The organism is Devosia sp. Root105 (assembly GCF_001424865.1).
Lineage (GTDB): Bacteria > Pseudomonadota > Alphaproteobacteria > Rhizobiales > Devosiaceae > Devosia_A.
The window spans coordinates 525416-543042 of sequence record NZ_LMCR01000001.1 but is presented as its reverse complement, the minus strand read 5'-3'; the positions used below and the strand labels follow the sequence as shown (position 1 = coordinate 543042).

Annotated in this window: 13 protein-coding genes; 3 read left to right on the top strand and 10 right to left on the bottom strand. The window is 66.0% G+C overall.

Annotation, left to right across the window (positions count from 1 at the left end):
* Positions 1–23 precede the first annotated feature (23 nt).
* Positions 24–1208, bottom strand: coding sequence for a glycine C-acetyltransferase (locus ASC68_RS02440; RefSeq protein WP_055875938.1), 1185 nt, complete (start codon positions 1206–1208; stop codon positions 24–26).
* Between the two features lie 105 nt (positions 1209–1313).
* Here ASC68_RS02440 and ASC68_RS02435 point away from each other — a divergent pair, with 105 nt between their 5' ends.
* Positions 1314–1883, top strand: coding sequence for an XRE family transcriptional regulator (locus ASC68_RS02435; RefSeq protein WP_055875936.1), 570 nt, complete (start codon positions 1314–1316; stop codon positions 1881–1883).
* A gap of 164 nt (positions 1884–2047) precedes the next feature.
* On the opposite strand, the gene murJ is transcribed toward ASC68_RS02435, so the two are convergent.
* From murJ to ASC68_RS02395, 9 genes are all read right to left on the bottom strand, one after another.
* Complete coding sequence (gene murJ / locus ASC68_RS02430) at positions 2048–3610, bottom strand: murein biosynthesis integral membrane protein MurJ (RefSeq protein WP_055874203.1); 1563 nt, start codon at positions 3608–3610, stop codon at positions 2048–2050.
* On the bottom strand, positions 3607–4116 hold the full coding sequence (locus ASC68_RS28195; protein ID WP_248310474.1) for a DUF559 domain-containing protein: 510 nt from the start codon (positions 4114–4116) through the stop codon (positions 3607–3609). Before ASC68_RS28195 ends, murJ begins: the two co-directional genes overlap by 4 nt.
* A gap of 141 nt (positions 4117–4257) precedes the next feature.
* On the bottom strand, positions 4258–7059 hold the full coding sequence (locus ASC68_RS02425; protein ID WP_055874201.1) for a [protein-PII] uridylyltransferase: 2802 nt from the start codon (positions 7057–7059) through the stop codon (positions 4258–4260).
* On the bottom strand, positions 7040–9715 hold the full coding sequence (gene mutS / locus ASC68_RS02420) for a DNA mismatch repair protein MutS (RefSeq protein WP_055874199.1): 2676 nt from the start codon (positions 9713–9715) through the stop codon (positions 7040–7042). Before mutS ends, ASC68_RS02425 begins: the two co-directional genes overlap by 20 nt.
* Before the next feature lie 453 nt (positions 9716–10168).
* Positions 10169–11797 carry a glycoside hydrolase family 43 protein gene (locus ASC68_RS02415; protein WP_055874196.1) on the bottom strand — a complete coding sequence of 543 codons (1629 nt, stop codon included), beginning with the start codon at positions 11795–11797 and terminating at the stop codon, positions 10169–10171.
* A gap of 13 nt (positions 11798–11810) precedes the next feature.
* On the bottom strand, positions 11811–12116 hold the full coding sequence (locus tag ASC68_RS02410; protein WP_055874193.1) for a hypothetical protein: 306 nt from the start codon (positions 12114–12116) through the stop codon (positions 11811–11813).
* 4 nt (positions 12117–12120) lie between these two features.
* Entirely contained in the window at positions 12121–13428 is a 1308-nt protein-coding gene (gene xylA / locus ASC68_RS02405) for a xylose isomerase (RefSeq protein ID WP_055874190.1), read from the bottom strand.
* Complete coding sequence (xylB, locus tag ASC68_RS02400) at positions 13425–14888, bottom strand: xylulokinase (RefSeq protein WP_055874187.1); 1464 nt, start codon at positions 14886–14888, stop codon at positions 13425–13427. The genes xylA and xylB overlap by 4 nt, the downstream gene beginning before the upstream one ends.
* Before the next feature lie 68 nt (positions 14889–14956).
* A complete protein-coding gene (locus tag ASC68_RS02395) occupies positions 14957–15991 on the bottom strand; it encodes a LacI family DNA-binding transcriptional regulator (RefSeq protein WP_055874185.1) in 1035 nt (344 codons plus the stop codon).
* Between the two features lie 100 nt (positions 15992–16091).
* Here ASC68_RS02395 and ASC68_RS02390 point away from each other — a divergent pair, with 100 nt between their 5' ends.
* Both ASC68_RS02390 and ASC68_RS02385 read left to right on the top strand, forming a co-directional pair.
* A complete protein-coding gene (locus ASC68_RS02390) occupies positions 16092–17093 on the top strand; it encodes an aldose epimerase family protein (RefSeq protein ID WP_055874182.1) in 1002 nt (333 codons plus the stop codon).
* Positions 17093–17626, top strand: coding sequence for a DUF1697 domain-containing protein (locus ASC68_RS02385; RefSeq protein WP_055874179.1), 534 nt, complete (start codon positions 17093–17095; stop codon positions 17624–17626). The genes ASC68_RS02390 and ASC68_RS02385 overlap by 1 nt, the downstream gene beginning before the upstream one ends.
* The last annotated feature ends 1 nt before the right edge of the window (position 17627 follow it).

Sequence of the window (17627 nt, the reverse complement as noted above, 5' to 3'; positions counted from 1 at the left end):
GGGAGGGAGACCTGACTGCTCGCTCATATGACCCCCACTTCCCTGCCGGCCTCGGCAAAGGCGCCGATGGCGAAGTCGATATCGGCGGCCGACAGGGCGGCCGACATCTGCGTGCGGATGCGGGCCTTGCCCTTGGGCACCACCGGAAAAAAGAACCCGGCGACATAGACGCCGCGCCGGTCGAGGGCGGCGGCAAGGTTCTGCGCCAGCGTTGCTTCGCCCAGCATCACTGGAATGATCGGGGTCTCGCCGGGGAGGAGATCGAAGCCGAGTTCACCCATGCGCTGGCGGAAGGTCCGGGTATTGTCCTTGAGCTTCTGCCGCAGGTCGTCCGCTCCTCGGGCGATTTCGATCGCCTTGAGCGAGCCGGCCGCCACCGGCGGGGCGAGGGCGTTGGAAAACAGGTATGGCCGCGCCCGCTGGCGCAGCAGGTCGATCACCGCTTGCGGGCCGGTGATGAAGCCGCCCATCGCGCCGCCAAGCGTCTTGCCGAAGGTGCCGGTGATGATGTCGGGCTCGGCGCCAGTGAGCGCGCCGGTGCCGCGCCCCTCGGGGCCGAGATGCCCGGTGGCGTGGCAATCGTCGACCGCAATTATGGCGCCATACTTCTCCGCCAGCGCGCGGATCTCCGGTAGTTTGGCGATATAGCCATCCATCGAGAACACCCCGTCGGTGACGATCAGCCGGAAGCGGGCCTTGTCGGTGATCGCCTGCTTGAGCTGGGTCTCGAGATCGTCCATGTCCGAGGTCTGGAAGCGATAGCGCTTGGCTTTGCTCAGCCGCACCCCGTCGATGATCGAGGCGTGGTTGAGGCTGTCGGAGATGATCGCGTCGTCTTCGGTCAGCAGCGTCTCGAACAGCGCGCCATTGGCGTCGAAACAGGCGGCAAAGAGGATCGCGTCGTCCTTTTGGAGATAACGCGCTATGGCGGTCTCGAGCTCGCGGTGCAGGTCGAGCGTGCCGCAGATGAAACGGACCGAAGCCATGCCGAAGCCATACTGCTCGAGCGCCGCGGCGGCGGCGTCGGCGATCGCCGGATGGTCGGCGAGGCCGAGATAATTGTTGGCGCAGAGGTTGACCATCTGTCGCCCTGCCACGGTCACCTGGCCGCCCTGCGGCGAGGTGATCTGGCGCTCGCGCTTCATCAGGCCCTGCGCCTCGATGTCATCAAGCACGGTCCTGAGGTGATCGAGATATCCGGTCTGCATGGTCATTCCTCCGATATGGAGGAAATTCCGCTATAACGGACAGATAGTCAAGTGATCGCGGAATTTCCGCTTGGCAGCCAGAGCCTACTTGGCGATAAAGGCAGCATGGCAAGCACCGAAGCCCCCGATATCGGCCCGATCATCCAGCGTGAGCGCAAGGCCCGGCACCTGACGCTGGAGCGGCTGGCAGCGCTCTCGGGTGTGTCGCGCTCGATGCTGAGCCAGATCGAGCGCGGCGAATCCAACCCGACCTTTGCGGTGCTCTGGGGGCTGACCCAGGCGCTGAAGATCGACCTCGCCGACCTGATCGCCGGCGGCGTGGCGCATCGGCGCGCGGCGCCGGTCGATGTGGTGACGGTGCCGCTGACGCCCGAGATCAACAGCCCCGAGGGGCACTGGCGGCTGCGCATCCTGAGCCCCACCTCGATGGCGGGCCGCGTCGAGTGGTACGAGGTCGAGATTGCCCCGGGCAGCCGGTTGCACAGCGCCCCGCATGCCGTCGGCACCTACGAGCACCTGACGGCGCAGACCGACGGGCTGCGGGTCAAGACGGCTTTGGGCGAACAACTGCTGGGCGCCGGCGAAACAGCCCGCTACCGGGCTGATGTCGAGCATGAGATCGCCAATGACGGTAAGCTGCCGGCCCGGGCGCTGATGGTCGTGGTGTACGAGTAAGTCGCTCGCTGTCCGGTGTGGGCTGACCCCCACCCCTGTCCCCTCCCCGCAGGGGGGAGGGAGACCGTCACACCAACATCTCAGTTTGCGTCTCCCTCCCCTCGGGGCGCTACCGCGTCCCCCTTGCGGGGAGGGATCAAGGGTGGGGGGCCACAGCCACAGGGCTAGCTGCGCCGCCGCCGCAACCGGCGCAACAACCCACCCAGCCGCTGCACCCCGGTGAGGTGCGCCAGCGCGAAGTAGAGCCCCGCCCCGAACACGCAGAGCGCCAAGAGCGCCAGAGCCTGTACCGGGAAGAAGTACCCTGGGTCGAACACCGGCCCGAGCAGTAGCACGAGGCCGTAGAGCGCGCCGGACATCACCAGCGTCAGCAGCACGATCATGCCCTCCTGCCGCCACTCCGCACCGCTGATGGTGAAATGGCCGCGACGGGCGAGGAAAATGGCCAGAAGCACGACGTTGGCCCAGGCGGCGATCGAGGTGGCGAGCGCGATGCCGACATGCTTCAGGGTCGGGAACAGCGCCAGTGACAACACGATATTGATGATCAGCGAGACGAAGGCGAACCAGGTCGGCGTCTTGGTGTCCTTGCGCGAGAAGAACCCCGGCTGCAGCACGCGGATCAACACGAAGGCAGGGAGGCCCACCGCGAAGGCGATCAGCGCATGCGAGACGTTGACGCTGTCGGTTGGCCCGAAGGCGCCGCGCTCGAACAGCACCCGCACCACCGGCAGGGAGAGCGCGATCAGCGCTCCGGCGGCCGGCATCGACAGCAGCATCGAGAGGAACAGCGACTGGCTCTGGCTCTGCCGCGCCTCGAGCTCGCGCCCGGCGCTGAGGTGGCGGCTCAGTTCGGGCAGCAGCACCGTGCCGATGGCGATGCCGATAATGCCGAGCGGCAGCTGGTACAGCCGGTCGGCATTGTAGATGATCGACATCACCTCGTCGGCGCCCGAGGCGATGATGGTGCCGACGAAGATGTTGATCTGCGTGATACCGCCCGCGATGATCGCCGGCACGGCGAGGATCCAGAACCGCCTGACCTCGCCATCGAAGCGTGGCCACCGCAGTTTCGGCACGAAGCCGGCGCGGCGGATCGCCCAGTAAACCAGCGCCAGCTGCGCGATGCCGCCGAGCATGGTGGCGATCGCCACCCAGAACGCCGTGTCCGGCGCCTCGAGCGTCAGGATCGCCAGGGGGATCAGCGCCCCGATATTGACGATGTTGAGCACGATCGGCGCGAAGGCGGCGGCAAAGAACCGCCCCAGGCTGTTGAGGATCGCCGCATAGGCCGCCATCAGCGACATGCAGGCGAGATAGGGGAACATGATCCGGGTGAGAAACACCGTCAGGTCGAACTTCGCCTGATCGCCGACAAAGCCGGGAACGAACAGCACCATGATCTGCGGCGTGAAAATCTCGACGAGGATGGTAACGACGAGGATCGCCGCCACCAGCCAGCTCATGATCCGGCCGGCCAGCTCCTTGGCCCCCTCGTTGCCCTCGGTTTCGAGCGCAGTCGAGAACATCGGCACGAATGCGGTGTTGAACGCCCCCTCCGCGAACAGGCGGCGGAACAGGTTGGGGAAACGGAACGCCGCGTTGAACGCATCCGAAACCGGTGAGATGCCAAGCACCGCCGCCATCAGCGCATCGCGGGCAAAGCCGAAGATGCGCGAAACGAGAGTGAGCCCGCCGACCGAGAGGAAGTTGCGGTAGAGGCTCAACGGCTTTCCCCGTCGGGAGGGATCTGTGCGGGAAGAGTACCCCCTCCCCTGTCCCCTCCCCGCAAGGGGGAGGGAGACGCCAACACTTCGCTCGGTGGTGCGGAGGCGCTCGCAGGTAGGGAGGGTCTCCTCCCCCCTTGCGGGGGAGGGACAGGGTGGGGGGTATTTGAGACCTTGGATATTGCCCCGAGCAAACCGGCGACCACCTCGTACACACCGCTCTCGTTTGTCAGTACGTCATCGTTGGTAAAGCGGAGGACGTGAGTGCCTCGACCGCGCATATACTCGTCGCGAGCAGCTTCGCGTTCGGGGCTTACATGGGTCTCGCCATCGACCTCGATGACGAGTTTGGCATGCATGCAGGCGAAGTCGGCGTAGTAGGGCCCGATCGGCTGCTGCCGGCGAAAGTGCCAACCATCTTCACGAAACTGCCATAGCAGGCGCCACAGGGCGCGCTCCGGACCGGTCTGGTTGTGGCGAAGGGATTTGGCCCGGGCGATGCTCAAAGAGACCCCCTGGGGGAGGAGGGGACCAGGGCACGCAAGTCTTCGTTAGCCACTGACGGCAGTGTTGGCGTCTCCCTCCCCCTTGCGGGGAGGGGACAGGGGAGGGGGTATCTGCCTGCGCAGATCTCTCCGCGCGAAAGGCTACCCATTCGCCACCTTGGCCGCCTTTTCGTCTCCGCCCTGGAACACCGCCAGCAACGCGTCGTGGATCTTTTTCTGGCGCGATTTCGACTCGATCTTATGGCCGGTGAGGTCGGTGACGTAGAAGACGTCGACGGCCTTTTCGCCATAGGTGCCAATATGGGCCGAGCCGATGGTGAGGTTGAGGTCGGAGATCTGCCGCGTCAGCTGATGCAAGAGGCCGGTGCGGTCGAGCCCCATCACCTCGATGACGGTGAACTTCTCCGAGATGGTGTTCGACACCGCCACCTGTGCCGGCAGGGTGAAGGGTTTGAGCCGCTTGTTGTGGCGGCTTTCCTTGCCGAGGTCGATCAGCACCTGGCGCTTGCCCTGCAGCAGCTGTTTCACCGTATCGATGATGCGGGTGGCGCGGACCTTTTCGTCCTCGTCCGAAGTGAAGGAGCGGCGCAGCCTAAAAGTGTCGACGGCGCGGCCGTCGCGAGTGCCAAAGATCTGCGCCCCGATGATCGAGGCATCGGCCATGGTGCAGGCGCCGGCGATCAGCGACAAGAGCCGTGGGTGGTCCGGGGTGTAGAAGCTGACCTCGGTGATCGACTCGAAGGATTTGACCCGGATCGAGCCGGCGAACATCTGCCCGGCCTGGTCGGCGGCGCGGATCATCCGGGCATGCTCGACCTGCAGTTCGGGCTCGGCGCGCAGCCAGTAATGGTCGTAGTGGCGGCCGACATAGGTATCGACTTCCGGCGCCGGCCAGGCTGAAAGCGCGCCGCGCAATACGGTCTTTGCCGCCTCGATGCGGTCACGTTGCGTCACCTGGCTGTGGCCGCCCGAGAGCAGCGGCTCGGTGGCGTAGTAGAGGGCGCGCAGCAGTGAGCCTTTCCAGCCGGTCCATACCCCGGGGCCGACGGCGCGGATGTCGCAGGCGGTGAGGATCATCAGCAGCGCCAGCCGTTGCGGCGATTGCACCACGTCGGCGAAGGAGCGGGCGGTTTCGGGGTCCTGGATATCGCGGCTCTGGGCGATCTCGCTCATCAACAGGTGATGTTCGACCAGCCATGAGACGGTGTCGGTCTCGGCCGGATCGAGCCCGAGCCGCGGGCAGAAGCGGCGGGCGACGCGCGCCCCGGCGATCGAGTGATCCTCGGGCCGGCCCTTGGCGATATCGTGGAGGAACAGCGCCACGTAGAGCAGCCGCGTATCGTTGAGATGCGGCAGCAGTTCATGCGTCAGCGGCAGCTGTTCACGCAGGCCCCCATTGGCGATGTCGGCCATCACCCCGACAGCGCGGATCAGGTGCTCGTCCACCGTATAGTGGTGGTACATGTTGAACTGCATCAGCGCGACGATCTTGCCGAATTCCGGCACGAAGCGGCCGAGCACGCCGGCTTCATTCATCTGGCGCAGGATGCGCTCGACATAGGTCGGCGCCGTCAGGATCTCGAGGAACCAGGCATTGGCCTGCTTGTCGTTCCTCAGGTCATGGCCGATCAACTTGAACGAGCGGCGGATCAGCTTGATGGCGTCGGGGTGGAGGTGCGCATCGTGCCGCCCCGCCAGCATAAAACCCTTGATCAGGTTGCGCGGGTCCTTCTGGAACACCTCTGGCCCGGCGACATTCAGCCGACCGCCTTCGATGACGAAATCGGTCTCGCCCTTGATCGGCACCTTGCCGCGCTTGAACGGCGCCAGTACCCGCCCGACCATGTCGAGGGGCTTGGCGTGGTCGAATTCGAGCGAAGTGCAGAAGATGCGGGTCAGGTCGCCGACATCCTTGGCGACGAGGAAATAGCGCTTCATGAAGCGCTCGACCCCGAGCATGCCGGCACGGTCATTGTAACCGAGGCGTTGGGCAAGGTCGGGCTGCACGTCGAAGGTCAGCTTTTCGTCGGCCCGGCCGGTCAGGAAGTGGAGGTTACAGCGGATCGCCCAGAGGAAGTCCTCGGCCCGCTGGAACAGCCGGTATTCCTCGGCGCTCAAGACGCCCTTGCCCACCAGTTCGGCGCTGGATTTGACCCGGTAGAAATACTTGCCGATCCAGAACAGCGCGTGGAGGTCGCGCAGGCCCCCCTTGCCGTCCTTGATATTGGGCTCGACCACATAGCGGGTGTTGCCCATCTGCCGGTGCCGTTCGTCGCGCTCTGCCATCTTGGCGGCGATGAACTCGGGGCCCGTCTTGGGCATGATTTCGCTTTCGAACCGGCGCACCAGCTCGTCGAACAGCTTCCGGTCGCCGGTGAGGTAGCGTGCCTCGAGCGTCGCCGTGCGCACCGTCATGTCGGAGCGGGCCATGCGGATGCAGTCGTCGACCGAGCGCACGGCGTGCCCGACCTTCTGGCCGAGGTCCCACAGCATGTAGAGGATGTATTCGGTGATCTGCTCGCCCCAGGGCGTCTGCTTGTAGGGCAGGATGAATAAGAGATCGATGTCGGAGCCCGGGGCCAGCGTGCCGCGGCCATAGCCGCCGACCGCGGCAATCGAGATCATCTCGGCGCCGGAGGGGTTGTCGACCGGGTAGACGTCGCGCACCGCGAAATGGTGCACTGCGCGAATGATCTCGTCTTCGGCGGCGCTCAGGTTCATCGCGCAGCGCGTGCCCTTGCCGGTCGCCATCAGCTCGGCCTCGGCGCCGGTGCGGGCGTCGGCGAGGACGGAGCGGACATGCTGGAGCACGATGCCGCGGCTCGCGGCGGACTTGGGGTCCTGACCAGCGACGAGCCGCCGGATGTCGCCGAGAATGGTCTCGGCCGAAGTCAACTGGAAGGCCGGTTTTCGCGGTCGGGCGTCAATTTCGGCGAGCTGCATCGCGGATTTTCTTAAGCTCGTAGATCAGGTCGATGGCCGCGCGGGGCGTAAGGTCGTCGGGGCGCACCTGATCGAGCATGTCATGGATGGGATTAACGGCCGCCTTCGGGGTGGGCGGTTGATGCGCAAAGAGCGGCAGATCGTCTAGCACGACGGCTTTTCCGCCGGAAGAGCGCTGTTCGAGCACCCCCAGCACCTGGCGGGCCCGGGCGAGGACGGATTCGGGCAGGCCGGCGAGCTTGGCCACCTGAATGCCGTAGCTGCGATCGGCAGCGCCATCGGCCACTTCGTGCAGGAACACCACTTCCCCCTCCCACTCGCGCACCTTCATGGTGTGGTTGGAAACGCGCCTGAGGGTCTTCGAAAGCGCCGTCATCTCATGGAAGTGCGTCGCGAACAGGGCGCGACAGCCGGTCTGGTCGTGCAGGGCTTCGACCGCCGCCCAGGCGATCGAGAGTCCATCGAAGGTGGCGGTGCCGCGGCCGATCTCGTCGAGGATCACCAGCGAGCGCTGCGTGGCGCGGTTGAGGATGGCGGCAGTTTCGACCATCTCGACCATGAAGGTCGAGCGGCCACCACCGATATCGTCCGAGGCGCCGACGCGCGAGAACACCCGATCGACGACGCCGATATGCGCGGCCGAGGCCGGCACATAGCTGCCCATCTGCGCGAGTATGGCGATCAGCGCGTTCTGGCGCAGGAAGGTCGATTTACCGCCCATGTTCGGGCCGGTGACCAGCCACAGCGCCCCGCCGGTCAGATCGCAGCCGTTCTCGACGAATACCTCGTGCTGCGCCCGCACATTGGTTTCGACCACCGGATGCCGGCCGCCTTCGATGTAGAAGGCGAGGCTGTCGTCGATGGTGGGGCGGCAGAAATTGCGGGTCATCGCCAGCTGCGCCAAAGCCGCGGCGACATCGAGTTCGGCCAGCGCATCGGCGATGGCCCTGAGCCGGGTGTTCTCCGCAGCGACAGCGCCCGCGAGGCGGGTGAAGATCGTTGCTTCGATGGCGAGCGAGGCATCGTGCGCCTTGGCGATACGACCCTCGAGCTCGGCCAGTTCCGCCGTAGTGAAGCGCATGGCATTGGCCATGGTCTGGCGGTGGATGAAGGTTTCGCGGTGCGGAGTTTCGAGGAGCTTGCCGCCATGCCCGGCCGGCACTTCGACGAAATAGCCGAGCACGCCGTTATGGCGGATCTTCAGCGACCGGACGTCGGTCTCCTCGATCAGCCGGGCCTGCAGCGCCGCCACCACACCGCGGGTTTCAGTGGCCAGCGCCCGTTCGGCATCGAGCCCCGCATCATAGCCGCGTTTGACGAAGCCGCCGTCGCGCGCCAGCAGCGGCGGCTCGTCATCGATGGCCCCGCCCAGTTCGGCGGCGAGTGCCGCCGGCGCATCGGCGAGGCGGGCAGCGATGGCTTTGAGCTCGGCCGGCGGCCGGTCGAGGGTGGCGAGGCGCTCGGCCAGCGCGATGGCGGCGGCAATGGCGCCGCCAGTGGCGCGGAGGTCACGCGGGCCGCCCCGGCCCAGCGCCAGCCGGGTCAGCGCCCGGGTGAGATCGGGCACCGATTTGAGATCGCTGCGCAGCCGCTGGGTGAGGAGGCCATCGGCGACCAGGCACTCGACCGCATCGAGCCGGGCGTTAATCTGGTTGGCGTCGCAGAGCGGCGCCGCCAGCCGGCGCGCCAGGAGGCGCGAGCCGGGCGGGGTGACCGCGAGGTCGATCTCGTGGCGGAGCGAGCCCTTCTCCTGGCCACGCTGCGTTTCGAGGAGTTCGAGCGATACGCGGGTCGCCGCATCGATCGCCATATGGGCACTGAGCCGCTCGGCAGCCGGGGGGCGGAGCGCGACGGGTACGCCCTTCTGGCTGTCGCTGATGTAGTCGAGCAGCGCGCCAAGCGCGGCGCGGCCGGCGCGGGAATAGGCGGTGGGGTCGACCTCGCCGCCAGGGAAGGCGGCGGCGATGCGCTTGCTCGCCAGCTCGCTGTCGAACTGGGCGCCGTCGAGGCTGACCAGCGCCGCATCGGGCAGCGGGATTTTCGACTCGGCGAGGGCGATGCGGGTCGCGTCGGTGAGCAGCAGTTCGGCCGGAGCAATACGGGCCAGCTCGTCGCCGAGCGCCAGCGCCGAGACGTCCAGCACCGCGGTCTCGCCGGTCGACACGTCCGCCCAGGCGAGGGCGAAATCGGTCTCGCCGTGCCGCACCATGCTGAGCGAGGCGAGGTAGGCCGAGCCGCGGGTCGGCAGCAGGTCGTCCTCGGTGATGGTGCCGCGGGTCACCAGGCGCACCACGTCGCGCTTCACCGGCGATTTCGAGCCACGCTTCTTGGCTTCGGCCGGATCTTCCACCTGCTCGCAGATGGCGACCCGGTGCCCCAAGCCGATGAGCTTTTTGAGGTAATCCTGCGCCGCGTGGATCGGCACCCCGCACATCGGGATATCCGCCCCCTGGTGCTTGCCGCGCTTGGTGAGGACGATGCCGAGCGCCTGGCTGGCGATCTCGGCGTCCTCGAAGAACATCTCGTAGAAATCGCCCATCCGGTAGAACAGCAGGTACCCCGGATTGACCGCCTTGATCTCGAGGAACTGCGACATCATCGGCGTGATGGGCGCGCTTTCTAGGGCATTGGGGGCGGAATAGGGCGCTTGGTCCATCGGCTCGGCAGCAAAGACAGGGAGGCCGGGACGTTAGGGGGTTTGGGTGGAGCGAGCAACTGAGTCGGGGTCGCGCTCCACAATGACAGGGCTATCGCATATGACGGCGCTGGGCACCTCTTGCCTTCTCCCCTTGTGGGAGAAGGTGCCCGAAGGGCGGATGAGGGGTCCGCGCAACGAAGTGTAGCGCGGCCGGAGCGAAGCGACAGACGATGAGTACGCGGAGAGAACCCCTCATCCGGCCTTCGGCCACCTTCTCCCACAAGGGGAGAAGGCCATCCAACTACTGTCAGTGCTCAATATTCGATAGCCCTGCCCTAAACATGGGGAGGGAGACGCTCCCCACGAATGCCAGTGTTTTGGTCTCCCTCCCCATTCCGGGGCGCTACGCGTCCCCTAGAGGGGGAGGGGACAGGGGTGGGGGTCAGCCCGCACCGGCCTCGGCGCCAGCCCTCAATACCGATCGCTCGGATCCCGCACCGGCCGGTAGACGAAGTCCGAAAACACCGCCGGCTTCGCTGTCCCGTTCAGATCCGACGCCGCCATGCCGACAAACGCTCCGGTAAAGCTGCCATGCTCGGCATGCCCGCCGCATTCGTCCGAGAGGATCGAAGCGTCGAGCGCGCCGCCAACCGGCTGCCAGTTGCCGGCCGCCCTGGCATCGCCCGTGGCGTAGAAGAACTGCAGCTTCGGCCCACGGATCTCGATCTTCAAACGCACCGGCCCCTCCTGCGGCAGCGGCATCGGGGCCGCTGGGTAGGTGAGCTTGCCGTCGGGGTGGCTGGCGAGTGAGCTCATGATCAGGAGCTCCCGCTTGCCGTCCGAATGCGCGGTGACGGTGAGATAGTGGAAATTGTAGCGGCCGTAATAACCCGTTATGCCCGCAAACTGGCGCTCATCCACCGGCGCGAAATCGAGCGTCACTTCGGCATCGTAGGAGAAGTGCGTCTGCCGCCGGGCGACCAGCGCCTGCTCGAACCAGCTGCCGATCGACTCGCGGCCGAACAGGGTCAGCTGGTTGTCGCCCACCGAGAAGATGCGCTCGGTTTCCGGCGTGCGGAGCCACTGGAAATCCGGGTGCAGGGTATCGAACTGGTAGCGCTGCTCGGCCCAGTAGCCGCTGTCGTCGCGGGCTCCCGGGATTTCCACCTCGAGCGAGGGGACCGGGCCGTTCTTCACCCACAGCCAGTCATCGGCGCCCCAATAGGCTTCCTGGATGCCGGTCTCGCGGCCGAGCACGCAGCGGCGCTTCTGGGTGGTCGGGCGACCCATCAGGTGGACGAGGAAGGTCTTGCCGTCAGCCGTCTCGACGATATCGCCATGGCCCGCCCGCTGCACCGGGTTGAGCGGCGCATCCTTGGCAGTGAGGATGTGCTTGATCGGGTGCGTCTCATACGGCCCGTCGATCTGGCGCGAACGGGCGAAGGTGACGGCGTGCTCGTAGCCCGTGCCGCCCTCGGCAGTGAGCAGGTAATACCAGGGCCGCCCGTCTTTGCCGTTGCGCTTATAGAGATGCGGGCCCTCGACCAGCTTCAGGTCGGTGCCCTCGTAGATATTCTTGATCGGCCCGACGAGCTTTCGCTGGTGATGGTCATATTCCTGCAGCGCAATGCCGGCGAACAGCAGCGGCCGGGTCCTATGGTCCCATAGCATGTTGACGAACCACTTCTTGCCGTCGTCGTCATGGAACAGCGACGGGTCGAACCCCGAGGAGTTCATATATACCGGGTCGGACCACGGCCCGTCGATGGTGGGCGCGGTGACGAGGTAGTTATGCGCGTCCTTGAACGAGCCGTCCTTGCGCTTCACGTCGGTGTAGATGAGGAAGAACTGCTCGCCGTCATGGCTGAGACAGGGCGCCCACACCCCGCACGAATCCGGATCGCCCCGCATGTCGAGCTGCGATTTGCGGGTCAGCGGCCGGGTCACCAGCTCCCAGTTGGCGAGATCCTTCGAGTGATGGATCTGCACGCCCGGGTACCACTCGAAGGTGGAGGTGGCGATGTAATAGTCGTCGCCGACCCTGAGGATCGAGGGATCGGGATTGAAGCCGGGGAGGATGGGATTGCGGATGGTGGGCATGCTGAATGGAACTCTAGAAGGTGGACGGTTCGCCCGCACCCGGGCAGTACGTGTCGCAAAGGGTATCGAAGTCTGACGCGGCCATCTGGTCCTCGGTGCCAGCCCCACCCGGGGCGGCCATGAAACGCACCGATCGGTGCGTTCCATCCTTACCTGTGATTGCCACGATGCCGCTGAAGCCATAGCCACTGCCGAGGCCAGGTATGGTCCAGCTATGCATCCGGACCGCTGAGAACTGCGGCTCGGCTTGCTTGCCAAGAGACTTCAGCAAGGCTTGCCTTGCGAGCTTGCGACTAAACTCCTCAGCTGACTCGGCCATCGGCTTACACGAACCGGTTGACCAGGTTCTCGAGATATTCCTGCTGGCCGGACCGGGGTTCGGGGTTGATGTTGTCGGCATCCACCCACTGGGCGATCTCAGCGAGCGTCCGCTCGCCTTTCAGCATCGCGGCGGCGCCCTTCTCGTTCCAGCCGGCGTAGCGCGCATCCTGCGCCTTGTCGAAAGTCCCGTCCTCGATCATCGCGGCGGCCGCCTTGAGGCCGCGGGCCAGCACATCGAGGCCGCCGACATGGCCATAGAGCAGGTCGGCCGGCTCGATCGACTGGCGCCGCACCTTGGCATCGAAGTTGAAGCCGCCTTTGCCGAGGCCGCCGGCCTTGAGGATCTGGTAGAAGGCCAGCGCCATCTCGCCGGGGTTGTTGGGGAACTGGTCGGTGTCCCAGCCCGACTGCAGGTCGTTGCGGTTGGCATCGACCGAGCCGAGGATGCCGAGCCCGCCGGCAACCGCCAGCTCGTGCTCGAAGCTGTGGCCGGCGAGGAAGGCGTGGCCGACCTCGATGTTGACCTTCACGTCCTTTTCGAGGCCGTAGGTTTTGAGGAAGCCGTAGACCGTCGCGACGTCGTAGTCATACTGGTGTTTCGTCGGCTCCTGCGGCTTGGGCTCGATCAGCAGCTGCCCCTTGAAGCCGATCTTCTTGGCATGCTCGATGACCAGCGACAGGAAGCGGGCCGCCTGGTCCTGCTCCTGCTTGATGCGGGTGTTGAGCAGCGTCTCGTAGCCCTCGCGACCGCCCCACAGCACATAATTGGAGCCACCCAGCTCATGGGTGATCTCCAGCATCTCCTTCACCTGTCCGGCCGCATAGGCGAAGACGTAGGGGTCGGGGTTGGTGGCGGCGCCCGCCATGTAGCGGCGGTTGGAGAACAGGTTCGCCGTGCCCCAGAGCAGCCTGGTGCGCGAGCTCTGCATCTTCTTGGCGAAGATGTCGGTGATGGTCCTGAGGTTCTTGTTGCTCTCCTTGAGCGTCGCGCCCTCGGGGGCGACGTCGGCGTCGTGGAAGCAGAAGAACGGTGCATCCAGGAGGTCGAACAACTCGAAGGCGACGTCGGCCTTGATCTTGGCGCCCTCGAGGCCCTTGTCATACCACGGACGGTCAAAGGTGCGGCCGCCGAACGGGTCGCCGCCTTCCCAGGCGAAGGTGTGCCAGTAGGCGATGGCCGGCCGGATGTGATCCTCCATCCGCTTGCCCATCACCAGTTCGTCCTTGTTGTAGAACCGGTAGGCGAGCGGGTTTGCGGATGTGGGTCCTTCGAACTTTACGGGCTTCAGTCCCTTAAAGAAATCAGTCACTTACGGGCCTCCTCGATGGCGGGGTAAAGAGCGCGGTAGCGCGCATATTGATCGGCATAGGCAGTCTTCAAGCCGGCGTCGGGTGTGATCACCCGCTTGATCGCCGGCATGGTCATGATCTCCGTGGGGTCGGCGCCTTCGGCGGCGCAGAGGCCGAGCCGCGCGACGCCCAGCGCCCCGCCAAAATCGCCGTCCTCGGGCAGCGCGATCTCGGTATCGAGATTGGTGGCGATGAGCTTCAGCCACAGTTCGGATTTCGAACCGCCGCCGACGGCGAGCAATTGGCCCATCTCGGTGCCGGCGTCCTTGAGCACGCGCTGGCAATCGCGGAAGGCAAAGGCGACGCCTTCCATCACCGCCTGGGCCAGCAAGGCCGGATCGGTGGAATGGCTGAGGCCGGTAAGACTGCCGCGCGCCGCGGCGTTGTTGTGCGGCGTGCGTTCGCCCGAGAGATACGGCAGAAAAATCTCCTCTCCCGGGCCCTTGAACCCGGCCTCGGCGGCGCCGGCGAGTTTCGCCGGATCCTGGCCGGTGATCTTGGCCAGCCAGTTGAGGCTGTCGGTGGCCGAAAGGATCACCCCCATCTGGTGCCAGGTGTCGGGGATGGCGTGGCAGAAGGCGTGCACCGCGCCCTTCGTGTTGGGGCGGAAGCGATCGTTCGAGACGAACAGCACGCCGGAGGTACCGAGCGAGACAAAACCCTCGCCCGGCTGGATGGCGCCGATACCGCAGGCCGCGGCGGCGTTGTCACCGGCGCCGCCGGCGACCACGACGTCATCAGCCATGCCCCAACGGCTGGCGAACTCGCGCTTCAGCCTGGCTGAGGGGGCGGAGCCTTCGACCAGTCGCGGCATGTGCGAGCGGTTGAGCCCGGTGAGCGCCAGCAGTTCGTCCGACCAGTCGCGCTTGCCCACATCGAGCCACAGCGTGCCCGAGGCATCCGACATCTCCTCGATATGCTCGCCGGTCAACAGCAGCCGGATATAGGCCTTAGGCAACAGCACCTTGGCGATCTTGGCGTAGATCTCCGGCTCGTGCTTCCTGACCCAGGCGATCTTCGGTGCGGTGAAGCCGGGCATGGCGATGTTGCCGGCGATGTCGCGCAGCGCCGGCAGCGCCGCTTCCATCTCGGCGCATTCGGCGGCCGAGCGGCCATCGTTCCACAGGATGCACGGGCGCAGCACCTGGTCATTCTTGTCGACGAGCGTGGCGCCATGCATGTGGCCCGAAAGTCCGATGCCGCGGACCTTGGCCAGTTCCGATGGATGGGCCTTCGACAGCTTGTCGATGGCTTCGAGCGTGGCGTTCCACCAGTCGGCCGGGTTCTGTTCGGACCAGCCGGGGTGCGGCCGGGTAGGTTCGACCGCCTTCGCCGTGGCCTCGCCGAGCGGCTGGCCGGCCCGGTCGATGAGCAGCGCCTTGACGCCCGAAGTGCCGATATCAATGCCGAGATAGGTCATGAGGCACGTACCTCAAGACCGCGCAGACAGAACATGCCGTAGTCCTCCCGGGGCGTCGTTATGATGGATTACCCTCTGGGGAGATTGTCGCGCAGATAGAGACCGATTTCAATGGGGGCGGGGCGCCGCTCTACGTCCTGCCCCAGCGCCAGGGCGCGGGCGACGGCGAGCGCCGCGGCGATTTCGCCATCCGGGTTCTGGTCGATCACCACGTCGATGGCGCCGCTGGCGAGCCCGATGCGGGTAGCCTCGGTGAGTTCGTGCGCCACGACGCGCACCTTGCCGGTCTTGCCGGTGCGCTCGAGCGCCCTGAGCAGCCCCGCATAGCCGCCGCCCATATTGTAGATGCCGGTGAGCGGCTGCTTCAGCAGCTCGATCGCCGCTGCTTCGGTCTTGATATCATCGTCAAACCCCTCGAACGGACCGACGATCTCGTGCCCGGGGAATTCGGCGCGCAGCACCGCTTCAAACCCCTCGCGCCGCTGGTGGTGGTCGGCGAGGCTGAGCGAGCCGGCAATGAGACCGATCCCACCTGCCGGGCAGAAGCGGCCGATCAGCGAGCCGGCGGTCCGTCCTGCCGCGACATTGTCGATGCCGACGAAATGCCGGCGGGCCGAGCCGGGCAGGTCGGAGACCAGCGTCACCACAGCGATGCCGCGGCGCGACGCCTGGTCGATGGCGCGCCGCACCTTATCGTCCTCGGTGGCGACGACCACGGCGCAGTCGCAGCTCTTGGGGTCGAGGCTGCCGAGCGCGCCGGCCAGCGCCGAGGCGTCGAAGGCATGCACCAGTTTGGTGGTGATCGACAGGCGCTCGCCCTTGGTGGTGCGGGCCCGCCGGGCGATGGCGTCGACCAGCCCCAGCATGAATTCGTTGCGGCCATCGGGAATCAGGAAGGTGACGCCGAGATCGCGGGCCCGGGCCAGCAGCGAGGCCGAGAGGTCGCGGCGGAAGTCGAGCGCCTTGATCGCCTCGGCCACCTTGTCGGCGGTCTCGGTGCGCACGCCGGGGCGACCGTTGAGCACGCGATCGACCGTCGCCAGCGACACGCCGGCCTCGCGCGCCACATCGTGCACGGTGGCCCGCCGCTTCACTTCGTCCATCGCCTCCCCCTCTCCGGCTTCCGCTCGTAGTTCCGCTCAGTCTTCCGCTTCTTGCGGATTGCGGTTATCAACCCGTCGCACGAAAGAGGAGATAACGGCAATGAGCGTCGCGGTGGAAGAGTTCGGCAGCTTCGATGGCAAGCGGGTCGAGCAGTTCAAGCTTCGGAGCGACACCGGGGTCGAAGTCGACATCATTTCGTGGGGCGTGCTGGTGCGCGACTGGCGCGTGCCGGTGGCCGGCGGTCTTCGTTCGGTGGTGCTCGGCTACGACAAATTCGACAGCTATCCCGCCCATTCGCCGTATTTCGGCTCGCTCGCCGGCCGAGTCGCCAACCGCATCAAGGATGCGAAATTCACCCTCGACGGCAAAACCTACCAGCTGAAGACCAACTTCGTCGGCCATACCCTGCATGGCGGGCCGGAGGGTATCGGCCGGCTGGTGTGGGATGGTGAGGCGGACAGCGCCAACAACGCCGTGCGTTTCACCCTTGATTCGCCCGACGGCGCCATGGGCTTTCCCGGCAACGTCAAATTCACCGCCACCTATACGCTCACCGGCAACCGGCTGCGCCTCGATCTTGCCGCCAAGGCCGACCGCCGCACCCCGATCAACGTGGTGCAGCACCAGTATTTCAACCTCGGCACCGGCCCCGACGTGCTCGACCACAGCTACAAGATCGATGCTGCCGCCTATACCGAGCTCGGCGGCCCGCTGATCCCGACCGGCGCCATCCTGCCGGTCGATGGCACCATCTGGGATTTCCGTCAGGGGCGCAGCATGCGCGACGCCGCCGGCAAGCCGATCGACTATGACGGCAACGTAGTGCTCAACACCGACCGCCGCTTCGAGGATCCGGTGGCGGTGGTGACCGGGCCGGACAAGCTCCTGACCCTGAAACTCTATACCGACCGGCCGGGGCTGCAGGTCTACAACTCGGTGACCACTGACGTCTCGGCCGAGGGCAAGCACTATGGCAACCATTGCGGCTTTTGCCTCGAAGACCAGGACCTGCCCGATGCGGTGAACCACCCGCACTTCCCCTCGACCATCTACGGGCCGGACCGCGACTACAGTCACCGCGTCGATATCGAGATCGCCTGATGGCGGCCTACGTTGCCCTGATCCGTGCGATCGGTCCGGTGACGCACGCCAAAATGAAGATGGCGGCGCTGCGCGATGCCTGCGCCGCCGCCGGGCTCGATGAGGTCTCGACCATCGGCAATACCGGCAACATTATCCTTCGTTCCACCCAGACCCTGGCCGCGGTGCGGAAGCTCGTCCAGGGCGCGGTCGATGGTTTCGGGCTCGGCCCGGCCAACGAGGTGTTTGTCGTCAAGCCGAAGGATATGGCGGCGGTGGTCGCGGCCAACCCGTTCCCCGAGGTGGCGGCAGAGCGTCCGCACGAACTCGGCGTCTGCTCCTTCCACAAGGCGCCCGACTGGACGCCGCTCCGCGATTGGGGCGGGCCGGAGCTCCTGGCGATGGTCGGCGCACAGCTGATCGTTGCCTATCCCAAGGGCATCAGCACGACGAAACTCAATATCGAAAAGCGCCTCGGCGCCCGCATGACGCAGCGCAACTGGACGGTGTTCGCCGGCCTCGCCGGCAAGGGCGCGGCGCTGGCGAAGGCCTGAG

Excerpts from the sequence above, each read along its gene's own strand:
- ASC68_RS02440 (WP_055875938.1), bottom strand. The coding sequence starts at position 1,208 with ATGCAGACCGGATATCTCGATCACCTCAGGACCGTGCTTGATGACATC.
- ASC68_RS02435 (WP_055875936.1), top strand. The coding sequence starts at position 1,314 with ATGGCAAGCACCGAAGCCCCCGATATCGGCCCGATCATCCAGCGTGAG.
- ASC68_RS02425 (WP_055874201.1), bottom strand. The coding sequence starts at position 7,059 with ATGCAGCTCGCCGAAATTGACGCCCGACCGCGAAAACCGGCCTTCCAG.
- mutS (WP_055874199.1), bottom strand. The coding sequence starts at position 9,715 with ATGGACCAAGCGCCCTATTCCGCCCCCAATGCCCTAGAAAGCGCGCCC.
- ASC68_RS02415 (WP_055874196.1), bottom strand. The coding sequence starts at position 11,797 with ATGCCCACCATCCGCAATCCCATCCTCCCCGGCTTCAATCCCGATCCC.
- ASC68_RS02410 (WP_055874193.1), bottom strand. The coding sequence starts at position 12,116 with ATGGCCGAGTCAGCTGAGGAGTTTAGTCGCAAGCTCGCAAGGCAAGCC.
- xylB (WP_055874187.1), bottom strand. The coding sequence starts at position 14,888 with ATGACCTATCTCGGCATTGATATCGGCACTTCGGGCGTCAAGGCGCTG.
- ASC68_RS02395 (WP_055874185.1), bottom strand. The coding sequence starts at position 15,991 with ATGGACGAAGTGAAGCGGCGGGCCACCGTGCACGATGTGGCGCGCGAG.
- ASC68_RS02390 (WP_055874182.1), top strand. The coding sequence starts at position 16,092 with ATGAGCGTCGCGGTGGAAGAGTTCGGCAGCTTCGATGGCAAGCGGGTC.
- ASC68_RS02385 (WP_055874179.1), top strand. The coding sequence starts at position 17,093 with ATGGCGGCCTACGTTGCCCTGATCCGTGCGATCGGTCCGGTGACGCAC.